The 13,350-nt window shown below is 74.7% G+C and carries 13 protein-coding genes; 5 read left to right on the forward strand and 8 right to left on the reverse strand.

Annotated features, from left to right (window positions below; all coding sequences use genetic code 11):
- Positions 1-231, forward strand: coding sequence for a DUF397 domain-containing protein (locus ACIQF6_RS01755; RefSeq protein ID WP_400888781.1), 231 nt, complete (start codon positions 1-3; stop codon positions 229-231).
- A 513-nt stretch (positions 232-744) separates the two neighbouring features.
- On the opposite strand, the gene ACIQF6_RS01760 is transcribed toward ACIQF6_RS01755, so the two are convergent.
- The 3 genes from ACIQF6_RS01760 to ACIQF6_RS01770 form a co-directional block, all read right to left on the reverse strand.
- Positions 745-2,775, reverse strand: coding sequence for an MMPL family transporter (locus ACIQF6_RS01760; RefSeq protein ID WP_400888784.1), 2,031 nt, complete (start codon positions 2,773-2,775; stop codon positions 745-747).
- Positions 2,776-2,792: 17 nt separating this feature from the next.
- Positions 2,793-3,731: an RNA polymerase sigma factor SigJ gene (sigJ, locus tag ACIQF6_RS01765; protein ID WP_400888787.1), complete on the reverse strand. Its 939-nt coding sequence runs from the start codon at positions 3,729-3,731 to the stop codon at positions 2,793-2,795.
- A gap of 131 nt (positions 3,732-3,862) precedes the next feature.
- Positions 3,863-4,396 carry an AAA family ATPase gene (locus ACIQF6_RS01770; RefSeq protein WP_400888790.1) on the reverse strand — a complete coding sequence of 178 codons (534 nt, stop codon included), beginning with the start codon at positions 4,394-4,396 and terminating at the stop codon, positions 3,863-3,865.
- A 221-nt stretch (positions 4,397-4,617) separates the two neighbouring features.
- Here ACIQF6_RS01770 and ACIQF6_RS01775 point away from each other — a divergent pair, with 221 nt between their 5' ends.
- Entirely contained in the window at positions 4,618-6,885 is a 2,268-nt protein-coding gene (locus ACIQF6_RS01775) for a hypothetical protein (protein ID WP_400888793.1), read from the forward strand.
- A gap of 98 nt (positions 6,886-6,983) precedes the next feature.
- Here the strand turns inward: ACIQF6_RS01775 and ACIQF6_RS01780 are convergent, their stop codons facing one another.
- From ACIQF6_RS01780 to ACIQF6_RS01795, 4 genes are all read right to left on the reverse strand, one after another.
- Positions 6,984-7,997, reverse strand: coding sequence for an ABC transporter permease subunit (locus ACIQF6_RS01780; protein ID WP_400888796.1), 1,014 nt, complete (start codon positions 7,995-7,997; stop codon positions 6,984-6,986).
- Positions 7,994-8,905: an ATP-binding cassette domain-containing protein gene (locus ACIQF6_RS01785; protein WP_400888798.1), complete on the reverse strand. Its 912-nt coding sequence runs from the start codon at positions 8,903-8,905 to the stop codon at positions 7,994-7,996. The genes ACIQF6_RS01780 and ACIQF6_RS01785 overlap by 4 nt, the downstream gene beginning before the upstream one ends.
- A complete protein-coding gene (locus ACIQF6_RS01790; protein WP_400888801.1) occupies positions 8,902-9,330 on the reverse strand; it encodes a GntR family transcriptional regulator in 429 nt (142 codons plus the stop codon). Before ACIQF6_RS01790 ends, ACIQF6_RS01785 begins: the two co-directional genes overlap by 4 nt.
- 78 nt (positions 9,331-9,408) lie before the next feature.
- Positions 9,409-10,902 (reverse strand): DUF2079 domain-containing protein, encoded by a 1,494-nt coding sequence (locus ACIQF6_RS01795; protein WP_400888804.1) that lies wholly within the window; start codon positions 10,900-10,902, stop codon positions 9,409-9,411.
- Positions 10,903-11,175: 273 nt separating this feature from the next.
- Here ACIQF6_RS01795 and ACIQF6_RS01800 point away from each other — a divergent pair, with 273 nt between their 5' ends.
- The 3 genes from ACIQF6_RS01800 (at position 11,176) to ACIQF6_RS01810 (ending at position 12,839) form a co-directional block, all read left to right on the forward strand.
- Complete coding sequence (locus tag ACIQF6_RS01800) at positions 11,176-11,709, forward strand: GNAT family N-acetyltransferase (protein ID WP_400888807.1); 534 nt, start codon at positions 11,176-11,178, stop codon at positions 11,707-11,709.
- 377 nt (positions 11,710-12,086) lie between these two features.
- On the forward strand, positions 12,087-12,344 hold the full coding sequence (locus ACIQF6_RS01805; protein WP_387635726.1) for a hypothetical protein: 258 nt from the start codon (positions 12,087-12,089) through the stop codon (positions 12,342-12,344).
- Positions 12,345-12,347: 3 nt separating this feature from the next.
- Positions 12,348-12,839: an acyl-CoA thioesterase gene (locus tag ACIQF6_RS01810; protein ID WP_400888811.1), complete on the forward strand. Its 492-nt coding sequence runs from the start codon at positions 12,348-12,350 to the stop codon at positions 12,837-12,839.
- A gap of 263 nt (positions 12,840-13,102) precedes the next feature.
- Here the strand turns inward: ACIQF6_RS01810 and ACIQF6_RS01815 are convergent, their stop codons facing one another.
- On the reverse strand, positions 13,103-13,234 hold the full coding sequence (locus tag ACIQF6_RS01815; protein ID WP_400888814.1) for a hypothetical protein: 132 nt from the start codon (positions 13,232-13,234) through the stop codon (positions 13,103-13,105).
- Positions 13,235-13,350 lie beyond the last annotated feature (116 nt).

Here is a 13,350-nt window from a genome sequence, read left to right on the forward strand (position 1 = left end):
TTGAGCACCACCAAGCCCGTCCCCGCCGAACTGGACTTCTCAGCGGTCGCCTGGGAGAAGTCCCCGTTCAGCGGGGGCAACGACAACTGCGTGGAGTTCGGCGTGGTCGGCGCGTTCATCGCCGTCCGTGACTCCAAGCGGCCGGAGCAGACGCCGCTCGTCTACACCCGCGACGAGATCCGGGCCATGGTTCAGGGCGCGAAGGCCGGAGCCTTCGACCACCTGGTCTGACGGCAGTAGGCGCACAGACATCGACGGCCCCGTTCGACCGCACCATCACCCCGGTGCGGACGGCCGGGGCCGTTTCGGGCGGCACGCCGGATCACCCGGAACGGTGAACTTTTCGGCGGCCGCCGGGGCCTGCGGCCTATCGGCGAGAAGTAGGCCTGCGCACCGACCGCCGGGCCGCCCGCGAATTACCGCACGACGGCCCCGGCATCCCCCGAAACGAACGCCGAGGAAGTACCCCCGGCCGCAATCACGGCCGGCCCGCCGATCGGAGCCGCCTCCACTCCCGCCGGGGCACGCCAGGTTTCGGGTCGTCATAGACCAGGTAAACAACGCGGATCGACACGGCCGTCCCGTTCGGGCCCAACCTGGCCGGATGACCGGGCGATTGAACACGGTGGCGCCGATGTGCGGCCTCCCGGGCACGGGCAGGACCACCTGCGCGAACGCGCCGGCGCGGGTTCGTGCGGCTGTCGATCGACGGGGCGGTGTGCCGGCGGCGGGGAGCTGCCGGGGTCAGGGGTGGCGGGTGGGCCACCAGAGGTGGGGGCCGGTGTGGTGGGTGAGGGCGGTGACGAGGACGGAGCGGACGATCAGGGTGTCGAGGAGGACGCCGAAGGCGACGGTGAAGCCGAGTTCGGCGGCGAAGACCAGGGGGAGGGAGGCCATCGCGGCGAAGGTGCCGGCGAGGACCAGGCCGGCGGAGGTGATGACGCCGCCGGTGGCGGTGAGGGCGGTGCCGGCCGCGCGGCGGGTGCCGAGGGTGCGGGCGTCCTCGCGGATGCGGGTGACCAGGAAGATGTTGTAGTCGACGCCGAGGGCGACCAGGAAGACGAAGGCGAGCAGGGGGAAGGCGGCGTCCGTCCCGGCGAAGTGGAACAGGTGGCGGAAGACCAGGGCGGAGACCCCGAGAGCCGCGCCGAAGGAGAGCACCACGGTGCCGATCAGCAGCAGCGGGCCGACGGCCGAGCGGAGCAGGACGGCGAGGATCAGCAGGACCGTCAGCAGCACCACGGGGATGATCAGGGCGTCGTCGTGGGCCGCCGCGTCCCGGGTGTCGAGGGCGATCGCGGTCGTCCCGCCGACCAGCGCGTCCGCGCCCGGCACGGCGTGCACCGCGGTGCGGGCGAGGGAGACGGTGTGCAGCGCGTCCCGGCTGCTCGGATCCGCGGACAGCTCGGCGGTGAGCAGGGCCCGGGACCCGGAGACCATCGGCTGATGAACCGTCAATATGCCCGGCAGGGCGGAGAGTTCGGCGCGTACGGGCTCGGCGGCGTCCGCGTTCGCCACCACGTACAGCGGGTCGCCCGCACCGGCCGGGAAGTGCGCCGACTGGATCTGCTTGCCGACGGCGGTCTGCGGGTGGCCGGTGAACTGCTCGGTGTCGGCGAGGCCGTCCGCACGCAGCGAGAAGCAGCCGAGGGCGAGCGCGCCGAGGGCGAGGGCCGTGCCGATCCAGACGGCGCGCGGGCGGCGGGCGATCGCGTCGCCCAGGCGGGTCCAGATCCGGCCGCCGGCGGGTGCGGCGGCGCCGTACTCGGGGCGGCGCGGCCAGAACGCGCGGCGTCCGCAGACGACCAGCAGGGCGGGCATCAGGGTGAGCATCGCCAGCCAGCCGACCAGGACGCCGACCGCGCAGGCCGGGCCCATGCCCCGGGTGGAGTTCAGCTCGGCGAGGACGAGCAGCACGAGCCCGGCGGCGACGGTCGCCGCCGAGGCGGTGATCGCCGGGGCGCAGCGGCGCAGCGCCAACGCCATCGCGCGGTGCGGATCATGATGGAGTGTCAATTCCTCGCGGTAGCGGGCGATCAGCAGCAGCGCGTAGTCCGTGGCCGCGCCGAACACCAGCACCACCAGGATGAACCCGGTCTGCTTGTTGACGACCAGCCCGGCGTGCCGGGCCAGCAGGAACACCGCCGCCTCCGCGACCGCCAGCGCCCCGCCGACGGTGACCAGCGACAGCAGCGGCAGCCACGGACTGCGGTAGGTGAGCAGCAGGATCAGCACCACCACGACCGCGGTGACGGCGGTCAGGCTGCCGCCCGCGCCGAACGCCTTGATCGAGTCGGAGGCGTACCCGGCGGGCCCCGTGACGTGGAACCCCAGGCCGTCCGCGTGCGCGGCGCCGATCGCGGTCAGCGCGTCCACGCTGCGGCCCAGGCCCTCCCAGCCGTCCCGGCCCTTGCGGAGCTGGACGACCGTCTGCAGGGCCATCCCGTCCGGCGAGGCCACCGGCCCCTGCACGGCGCCGACCACCGCCGGGACCGAACCGAACGCCGCCGCGTCGGCCTGCGCCTTCGCCAGATCGGAGGCCGTGACGCCGGACGGACGGTCGTACAGGACGATCGCCGGCACGGTGTCCGCCGCCCCGAACGCGGCGGCGCGCTGCACCACGGCGGTGGACTCCGCACCACCGGGCAGCCACGCCGCGTTGTCGTTCTGCTCCGCCCCGCCCAGCCGCCCCGCCAGCAGCACGGCGGGTATCAGCAGCACCGCCCACAGCGCCAGCACCACCCACTTGCCGCGCCGACCGGCGGGCGCCGTCAACCACCGAGCCGCCCGGTTCACACCAGACCCCCGAGCTTGTCCGGGTTCGACACCGCGTAGATGCCGGAGATCAGGTCGCCGTCCGGCGCCAGATCCAGCACCAGCACCGCGAACGCCCGGCCGAACGCCGAAAGCACCGCCGCCGGCGCGCCGTTGACGGTCCGCCAGTCGACGTCCAGCCCGCGGCCCGCCCTCGGCGCCAGACCCGCCAGCAGCCGTGCCACCTTGGCCCGGCCGGTGAGCGGACGCAGACCCCCGGGCGCCTTCCCGCCGCCGTCGCCCCACAGCGTCACCTCCGGCGACAGCAACTCCAGCAGCGCCGCCAGATCACCGCCGAGGGCCGCCGCCAGGAAACGCTCCGTCACCTGCCGCCGCACCGCCGGCTCCGGCTCGTACCGCGGCCGCCCGGCCCGCACGTGCTCCCTGGCCCGTTTCGTCAACTGCCGCACCGCCGCCGGGCTGCGCCCCAGGATTCCGGCGATCTCCGCGCCGCTGTACCCGAACACCTCGTGCAGCACGAACGCGCTGCGCTCCAGCGGCGACAGCGTCTCCAGCACCACCAGCAGCGCCATCGACACCGACTCGGCGCGCTCCACCGCCGCCGGCGCGTCCCCGGCCGCCCCCGGCTCCGCCGCCGGACCCACCAGCGGCTCCGGCAGCCACGGCCCCACGTACGTCTCGCGCCGGCGGCTCACCGCCGCCTGCTGGGCCAGCGCCCGGTTCACCGCCACCCGCACCAGGTACGCCTTCGGGTGCTCCACCGGCCGGGCCGCGACGTCCGTGCGCCGCGCCGCCCAGGCCAGCCAGGTGTCCTGCAGCACGTCCTCGGTGTCGGCGACGCTGCCGAGCAGGTTGTAGACCAGGGAGAACAGCAGCTCCCGGTGCTCCGCGTACTCCCGCGTGGCTTCGTCGGAGGCCGTCCGTGCCGCCGCCTGTGCCGCCCGCTCCTCGGTCATCCCGGGTGTCCTCTCCGCCGATCGCCGCCGATCGCTGTCGATCGGGTCGGCCGATCACTGTCGATCGTGTCGGAGCTGAGAGCCTCTCCGGGCCGCGGAAAGTGACACGGCGGCGCGCAGTGTGAGTCAGCTCACAGCGCGACGTCGGCCAGCAGCAGGTCGGCGAGCTGCGCGGGCGTCAGTCCACCGTCCAGGAAAGCGGTTTCCGGCGGCATCGCGGCCTCCGCCGCCCGGCACTCCGCGATCCGCGACCGGCACCAGGCCCGCACCTTCTCGTCCCGCGCCGGATCGTCCGGGAAGAAACTGCGCCCGTCGATCCGCGCCACCAGTACCTCGTCCGGCACCCGCAGGAAGAAGTGCCGGGCCGGGACGCCGGCCGCCGCCAGGCCGCCGAACACCTCCGCCAGGTACGCCGGGCGCACCAGCGTCATCGGCACCAGCACCGGCCGCCCGTACTCCGCCGCCAACCCGGCCGCCAGCGACACCACCTGACGCCGCCACAGCGGAAGGTCCTGGAAGTCCCCCGACGGCTCCGGCACCACCCGGCGCAGCAGGAACCCGACCTCCTCCGGATCGAACACCAACGCCTCGGGCAGCCGCCCGCGCACCTCGTCGACGAGCGTCGTCTTCCCACTGCCGAACGCCCCGTTCACCCAGATGATCACGCCGTCTCCTCCACTCCTCCGCCGCCCCCACTCCCCGTCACCACGCTCCCGACCGCCCCCCGGGTTCCGGCCGGACGGACGTACGCGCAGCTCCAGTAGGCTGACGCCCGCCGGAGATGTACGGGGGACAGGCCACGCCGGGCGGGACAGCCGGGCCGTGCCGCCCCGTGGACGGGGGCCGGCACACGGGGCCGGACAGGACACGAAGGACAGCGCACACAGTGAACGGCGGCGAGCAGCACACCGGCACGCAGGGACAGGACCAGGAGCGGACCGGGGGCGGCAACGCCTGGCGGTACGCCCTGTACGAGGGCGCCGACCCGGCCGGGCGGATTCCCGTCCAGAACGTGCAGGGCAGCTGGCCGCCCGGCCCGGGCGCGGCGTTCCGGCCGAACCCGCGGCTGGGCAGGCCGCTCGCCGACCCCGTCCCGGCCGACGCGCCGCCGCCCGGCGTGCCCCCGCTCGGGGCCGGCCGCAAGCCCGCCGGGCGGGCCCTGCTCGCCTGGCTGGAGGACGCCCGGGGCCCGCGCCTGTGCCGGGTGGCCGGCTCCTCCGGCAGCGGCCGCACCCACCTGCTGACCTGGCTGGCCGCCGCCTGCCCGCCCGACCACCCGCGGCCCGGACGCCGCGTCCACGCACTGCTGGACGTCGAAGGGCTGACGGTCCGTTCGGCCACCGCCCGACTCGCCGACCTGCTCGGACTCACCGCCGGCACCCCCGCCGAACTCCTCGAAGTGCTCCAGGACGGCACCCCGCGCACCGTCGTCGTCACCGACCTCGACCGGGCCGGCGGCGCCGGACTGCCCGGCACCCCCGAGCGGGTGGCCGGCGAACTGCTCGCCCCGCTGCTGTCCGTCCCCTGGCTGCTGCTGGTCGTCGAGGCCGCCCACGGCCCCGCCGCCGACCTGCTCACCGCCGCCGCCCCGGGCGGCGCCGTCCTCGACCTCGACCAGCCGCAGTGGACCGACCCCGAGAAGTACGCCGCCTGGTGCGCCCGGCTGGCCGGCCACCCCGTCGACCCCGCCGCCACCCACCCCAGCCCCGGTCTCGCCCAGCTCGCCGCCCGCACCCCCGGCGCCGCCCTCGACCCGGACCGCCCGCCCGCCGAACGCGCCACCGCCCTCGCCGACACCTGGTGGGCCGCCCTCCCCGCGGCCGAACGCGGCGCCCTGACCGCGCTGTCCACCGCCGAAGGGCCGCTCAGCACCGAACTGTGGGCCACCCTCCCCGGCGCCGGCGGCGAACCGACCGTCAAGTCCGCCGCCGACCTGCTGCCCCCGCCGCCGATGGCCGACCGCTGGCGGCTGCGCCCCGACGAGGTCGCCCACCGGGTCGCCGCCGACCGGCCGCCCGTCGACCACTCCGCGATGATGTGGGAGGTCGCCGGCGGCATCCCGGTCCGCGCCGACGGCGGGCCCGACCTCGCCGCCAGCGACCCCGAACGGCTCGCGCTGCTGCTGCGGCACGCCTCCCTCGGAGACCCGGCCACGCCGATGCTGGACGAGCTCGACCTGCTGCTGTACGCCGAACCCGCCTCCGTCACCGCCGCGTTCCAGCGCGCGAAGGACGCCGGCGCACCCGCCGGAGCCCTCGCCGACGCCTGGCGGCTCGCCGTGCCCGACCGCGACCCGCTCGCCCGCCCCGCCGACCGCGCCGCCGTCCTGCACGCCTTCCTCACCGGCCGCGACGACGAATCCGCCGCGCACTGCGCCGAACTCGCCGACGCCCGCTGGCACACCGTCTGGAACCGCCCCGCCGCCGGCCCCTGCATGACCGCGCTCGGCATCGGCCCGACGGCCGGCTCCCTGCTGATCGCCGACGGGACGGCGCTGCGCCTCACGGACCCCGCCACCGGCGAACCCGGGCCCGTTTCGGGCGAGTCGGTCGAAGCCCACCCGCGCGCCCTCGCCGCCACCCCGTTCGGCGGGGCGCTGCTGCTGGACGCCTCCGGCACCCTCCGCCCGGTCGCGGTGGGCGGCGCGGTCGGCGCACCGCCCGGCACCGTCGAGACCCTCGGCCCCTGCACCGCCGTCGCCGGCCACCACGACGCGCTGGTCTTCGGCCACCCCGACGGATCCACCAGCCACAGCACGCTCTCCACCGGCCTCACCCACCGCCCCGAGACCCCGCTGCACGACGGCCCCGTCACCGCCGTCGGCGTCACCGACGCCGACGGCGGCACCCTGGTGGTCAGCGGCGGCGAGGACGGCCGCGTCTGGACCTGGATGCCCGGCCGCCCCCCGCTGCCCGCCCCCGTCGACCGGCGCCCGCACCCCGTCACCGCCACCGCCCTCGGCGCCACCCCCGCCGGGCTGCTGCTCGCCGCCGCCTGGTCCGACGGCCTGCTCCGGCTGCGCCGCTGGGGCGAGCGCCACCGCGGCGCCGACATCCGCCTCGGCGCGACCGTCCGCTCCCTCGCCGTCACCCCGGACGGCCTGGTGGTCGTCGCCCTGCCGGAGGCCGTCCTCGCACTGACGCTGGTCGGGTGACGCGAAGGCCCCGGACGGTCGAGGACCGTCCGGGGCCGGGGGAGCGCCGGGAGCAGCGACGCGGTCGCCCGGAGCGGGGACGCCCGGAGCGTGGATGCTCAGAGCGCGGTGCGCGTCACCCGGCGGAACACCAGGGCGACCAGCACGGCGGAGAGCACCAACAGCAGCCCCGCCTCGACGAGTTGCATCGGCACGAAGTGCGACACCGGGTGGTAGTCGCCCCAGACCGAGGGCGCGTTCTCGCAGACCTGGTAGTCGGCGCCGCAGGCGGAGGAGGGCAGCCGGGTGCCGTCCGCGAGCACCACGCCGTCGTTCACCACCCACGACTGCTGGGGCTGGATGAAGTGGCCGAGATAGTTACGGCTGTTCGGGTCGGTGCTGTGCACCAGCGGGACGAAGTACTGCCGGACCTGGCGCATCAGCACCTCCGCCAGCACCACCAGCACGCCGCTGACCAGGATGGCCGCCACCGTGCGCCGCAGCAGCACGCCGACCGCCGCGCCGAGCGCCAGCCCGAACAGCGACCAGGCCAGCGGGGCCAGGCCGAGCGTGTGATAGGTGAAGCCCGGGTACGGCGAGTAGGCGAGGATCCGGTGGCCGGCGATGTCGGCCCGCCAGATCCAGGCGGTGAGCACCGACACCACTCCCGCCGACAGCGCCACCACCGCCGCCGGGACGACCAGCCGGGCCGCCAGCCAGCGCACCGGGGAGACCGACTGCGACCGGATCAGTCGGATCGTTCCGCGCTCGTACTCCTGCGCCAGCAGCGGCGCGCCCACGAACATGCCGACCACCACCGGCAGGGCGACCATCGCCGGCTGCACCACGTTCAGGAACACCGTGTTCAGCCGGAAGATCCGGTCGTTCAGGTCCGAGCACTGCGGCTGAATCCAGGCGCCGGGGTCGGTGCACACCCCGTGGGTGAGACCGTACTCGGCGTCCGCCATCAGCAGATGCACCGTCACCAGACCGAGCACCGCGACCAGCAGCAGCCCGCCCGCCACCCGGCGCAGCGGACGGCTCTGCCGCCAGGCCGGCCAGAACGCGCCGCGCGGGCGCAGCAGCACGGACAGCCGAGGGGCCGTCCCGGAGGAGAGCTCTGCGGTGGTCATGCGGCGGCCTCGCAAGTGCTGGGAGTTCCATGGGCATTCGGTGCGGGGGAGTCGGGGTTGCGCAGGTAGCCGAGCAGCAGCTGCTCCAGCTGCGGGCGGCTCGGCTCCCACGCGTCCGGCACCGGCGAGTCGGTGCGCAGCAGGCCGGTGGCCTGACGGCCCGTCACCCGCCACTCCACCGCGTCACCGGGCGGGCGCGGCCCGTCGGCGAGGCCCGTCACCAGCCAGTGGTTGTCCAGGATCTCGTCCAGCTCGCCGGCCAGCCGGACCCGGCCGGACTGCACCAGCAGCACATGGTCGATCGCGCCGTCGAGCTCCGCCAGCAGGTGCGAGGAGATCAGCACGGTGGTGCCGTGCTCGGCGGCCTCCGACAGCAGCAGGCCCATCAGCTCGTGCCGGGCCAGCGGGTCCACATCGGCCAACGGCTCGTCCAGCAGCAGGAGTTCGGGCCGCTTGCCGATGGCCAGCGCCAACGCCACCCGGCTGCGCTGCCCGCCGGACAGCGACCCCACCCGGGCCGTGGGCGACAGCTCGCCCAGCTCGACCACGCGACGCGCACCCGCCTCGTCCCAGCGCGGGTTGAGCTCCCGGCCCAGCCGCAGCGTCTCCTCGACGGTGAACGACGGGTACAGCGGCTTGCTCTGCGTCACACAGCCGATCCGCTCGCGCAGCCCGGGCGCGCCGGCCGGCTCGCCGAAGATCCGCAACTCGCCCTCGGACGGCGCGAACAGCTGCGCCATCAGCCCGAACAGCGTGCTCTTGCCCGCGCCGTTCGGCCCCACCACGCCGCACACCCGGCCCGCCGGGACGGTGAACCCGCAGTCCCGCAGCGCCCACTGGCCGCGACGGTAACTCTTGCCCAGCCCCACGGCCGACACCGCGGGCACGGGGCCCGTGACCTCGCTCATCGCTCCCCCTCACTCCTCGTCTCCCGCTCCACCGGGGGAACCCCCGACTCGAAGCGCTGATCCAGCACGGAGGTCACCAGCGCGGTGATGTCCTCCCGGTCCAGCCCCGCCTGCCGCGCCCGGTCCACCCAGGCCGTCAACTCGGCCCGCAGCGGGCCGTCCTCGGCCGTGCCCGGCCGGGACAGCGAGCGGAGCACGAACGTGCCAAGCCCCGGACGCGGCTCCACCAGGCCCTCGCGCTCCAACTCCCGGTACGCCTTGAGCACGGTGTTGGGATTGACCGCCGTCCGCTCCACCACCTCCCGGGCCGTCGGGAGCTTGTCCCCCGGCTGCAGCGCACCGAGCCGCAGCGCCTGCTTGGTCTGCTGCACGATCTGCTGATAGGTGGGGACGCCGCTGCGCCGATCGAGGCGGTACTCGATCACGCTGCATCACCCTTTCACTAGTTGATTAGTGGAATGGTGGCGGAGGGCGGCGCTGCGGTCAAGCCGGAGCGGGCGGTGTCAGGGGTGGCGCAGCAGCACCAGGTCGCCGTCGTCGACCACCACCCGGTAGCCGAGGTCCTGTTCGTAGCGGACCAGCATCCGCCAGGTCTCGGCGGCCGGGCACGGCACGTGCACGCTCGGGTCGGCCAGGTCGACCGCCACCCACTGCGGGCCGCCCTCCGGGGCGCCGTCGGGGCGCAGCGCGCCGAGCGGCGGCTCGGGCTCCCGGCACACCAGGGCGACCTCCGTCCGGCCGGCGAGCTGGGCGGCCAGGTGATTGGTCGCCACCACGCTCGCGCCGTCCGGTATCCGGGCCAGCGCGGCCCGGATCTGCACCACCCGCTCGGACGTCCCCCAGGCCGAGGGCAGCGCCACGTCGCGCAGCGGGTAGAACGGCAGGGTCAGGACGGCGGTCAGGGCGGCCAGCGCCAGGGTGCGGCGGGCCCGGCGGCGGCCGGCGCGGCCCACGGCCTCCACCAGGCCCGCCAGCAGCGGCGGCATCAGCACCGCGCTGTAGTGGTAACTGACGCCCCAGTAGTGCGGGTTGTCGGCCAGCAGCCGCCAGGCCAGGGTGGGCGCGCAGATCAGCACCAGCGGCGAACGCAGGCCCGCGAAGCCGACCGTGGCCGCCATCAGCGCCAGCAGCAGCCACTTCAGCGGCGGCCACAGCAGCCGCAGCGGCACCGTCCACGGCGCGGACGCGGCCTGCCCGGCGGAGAGCTGGCTGCCGTAGTCGAACCCGCCGGTCGGGTTGAAGGCCGGGACGATCAGGAAGACCGTCACCACCGTCGCCGCCACGCCGAACAGCGCCACGCCCACCGTCGCGACCCGGGCCCGGCTGCCGAGCGGCGCCCGCCGGAACGCGAGTACGGCGACGGCCGCGACGGTCAGCCCCAGATCCTCCTTCACCAGCACCAGCGGCAGCGCCCAGCACACCGCCGCGACCGGCCGGCGGCGACCCAGCGCCACCGCCGCGAACGCCAACAGCGGTACGGCGAAGGCGATTTCATGGAAGTCGTCGCCGACTGCGGCGGCCACTCCCCAGGACGCCCCCGCCAGGCAGCCGACCAGCACCCCCCGTCGCCGCCCGCCCGTCTCGCACGCCCACCGCGCCAGCGGCACCACCGCCAGCGCCATCAGCACCGCCTGCGCCACCAGCAGCGTCCGGGCGTCCGGGAACACCCGGTACACGGGCGCGAGCACGGCCAGGACCGGATGGAAGTGATCGCCGAGAAGGTGGTACCCGGGCCCCTTCAGCGGCACGATCGGCGCCCGCCCGTGCGCGTACGCCCGCACCGCCTGCTCGAAGATCCCCAGGTCGTACGCCTGACTCTCCAGCCGGCGGTACCGGTTCAGCGAGACGCAGCAGTACAGCGCGGCGAACAGGACGCCAAGTCCCCACGCGAGCACGGCGGGTGAGAGCCGGGCGGGCGCCAGTCGCGCGAGGCCGGCGGTCGGCGGGGGTGCGGTGGCGGCGGGTGGGAGCACGGGGGCGGGCATGGCTGAGCGCATGGGGAAAGTACCCTTCCACTAATCAATTAGTGGAAGGGTGGTGGAAGTCCGAACGACCCGTCAACTCCGGTCGGCGAACGCCGACCGGGCCTTCGACCTGCCCCGATGTCCCGCCGAGCGGTGCGCGGACCGGGGCCGGCGGTGCCGGATCCCCGCCTCTTCGGGAGCCGGGACCGGGCCCGGCGGGCCGAGCGCGGGGGAGGGGAGGCGACGCGTGCGGCGGGGTGTCAAAAGCGTTTGCCGGAGCGGGTGTTCGTCGGATAGGAAGCCTGAATGCTTCGAGGTGAGAAGATCGGGCTGCGGGCCCGGCACGACGAGGACCTGCCGATTGTGCAGCGGGAGCTCAACAACGACGTGGTGACCGCGGCGCGGTCCGAAGGCCGGCCGTGGCAGCCGGTCGCGGTGGGGAGCAGGCCGCCGCATCCGGTGGCCGACGATCCGAGCAACGTGCAGTTCTCGGTGGTCGAGCTGGAGCACGGTGAGCTGATCGGGGTGGCCAGCGTCTGGGGCATCGACCACCTCAACCGGTCGGCGCACCTGGGGCTCGGGCTGCTGCCGTCAAGCCGCGGGAAGGGGTACGGCTCGGACCTGGTCGCCGTGCTGTGCGAGTACGCCTTCTCGGTGCGCGGGCTTCAGCGCCTGCAGGTCGACACGCTGGCGGACAACCACGGGATGATCCGGGCCGCGGAGCGGAACGGGTTCGTGGTCGAGGGGCGGCTGCGGTCCTCGGCCTGGGTGCTGGGCGAGTTCCTGGACCAGGTGCTGCTCGGCCTGCTGGCCGATGAGTGGAGGCAGGCCCGCGCCTGACGTCGGACCGGTGTGCGGTGCTGCGGTGCGGCCGTTCGTGGTCGGGCGGCCGCACCGCGGGCAGCCCATCAGGTCATGTGATCACCCTATGGTCGCGCGTTCCGGGTCGGCTCCGGGTGTCGACCGCCTCGTCTGGGTTGGTGTACGTACGGTTCAGGAGGTCGGCCACCGCTGAAACAGGGTCGGGTGGAGGGCTGTGTTGAAAGAGTCCAGGAACGCAGCGATCTTCAACCAAACACAGGGAGCCCCACCATGTCCGGCTGCGGGGGGACCGAGTTTGATCACCGGAAGGACCTTGGCGTCAACGGATCCGCCTGTCCTTCCCCTCGGCGGATGAGGCCCTACACACATCAAGTCCGACAGGAAATGAGGAACCGATGACTGAGTACCGTGGCGGGGTCGATCAGGTGGAGAAGGTGTGCGCAGCCCTCGCGGGCCTGCCCGCATCCCAGCGACTCACCGAACTCGAACACCTCTGCCGGCGGACGGAGAAGATCCTCGGCCTCGCCGTCCTGGACACCGCGAGCGAGGTCTACGAGCAGGGCGACGACGCCGCTCTGCACCGCTCCCCGTACGCCTACGGCTACCTGCGCCGCACTCTCGGCTTCGGGACCGACCACCGGATGGACGGCTGACCGTTGTACACCTACTCGTGCCGGACCCGCTGGGGCGACATGGACGCCTTCGGACACATCAACAACCTGAAGGTCCTGCAGTACGTGCAGGAGGCCGTGTACTGCCTGCTGTACGACGAGAGCGAGGGCCAGGAGCTGTTCGAGGACGGGTTCATGATCGCCCGCCATGAGATCGACTACCGCACGCCGCTCTACCACAGCCCCGCCCCGCTCCCCGTGCAGATCTGGGTGGAACGTCTCGGCAAGGCGTCCATCGGCACCGCCTGCGAGGCGCGCCGCGACGGCGAGCTGGTCTTCGAGGCCCGGACGGTCACCGTGCCGACCGATGCCGGGACCGGCCGCAGCCGACCCCTGCGCGACGCGGAACGCCGGCACCTGAACCGCTATCGGGTCCGCCCCATCGGACCGCTCTCCACCGTCGCCCCGGTCGGCCGCGTCCCCGTCCCCACCGCCGCCCGCCTCCGGGTCCCCGCCCTGGGCGGACGGGCTTCCTGAGGGGCCCGGTGACCAGCACGCGGAGAACCCTTTCTGCCCCCGGGCAGGCACCACGGAGCGGGCCGGCCCGGGCCCGGGCAACAACGCCCGACCCGGAGCCGGCCCGGCTTCGGCTCCGGCCCCGGCCCCGGCTCCGGCCCCGGCGGGCGTCAGGCGTCGGGCGGCGAGCCTCGGGCGTCGGGCGGCGAGCCTCGGATGTCGGGCGTCGGGCGTCGGGCGTCGGATGTCGGGTGTCGGCGCGTGCGCCGCTGGTCGGACGGGCGTCAGGTGCCGGGTGCTGCCGGGCCGTCGCCCGGTGGTTCGGCCGACGGGATCTCGGCGTGCCCGTCCGGGGCGGGAGATTCGGCCGGGGCGGGCGCCGGGGCCACCAGGGAGTAGTACGAAGGATCGTTCATGCCACCATTGACCACTCGGCGGGCGGCCTTGCCAAGCCACCGCTCCGGCCGGTCGAGCGGCGAGCCCGGGATCCCCGATCCGGCCGGCCCACCGGCCTCGCCCGCAGGAGACTCGT

The organism is Kitasatospora sp. NPDC092948 (assembly GCF_044754805.1).
Lineage (GTDB): Bacteria > Actinomycetota > Actinomycetes > Streptomycetales > Streptomycetaceae > Kitasatospora.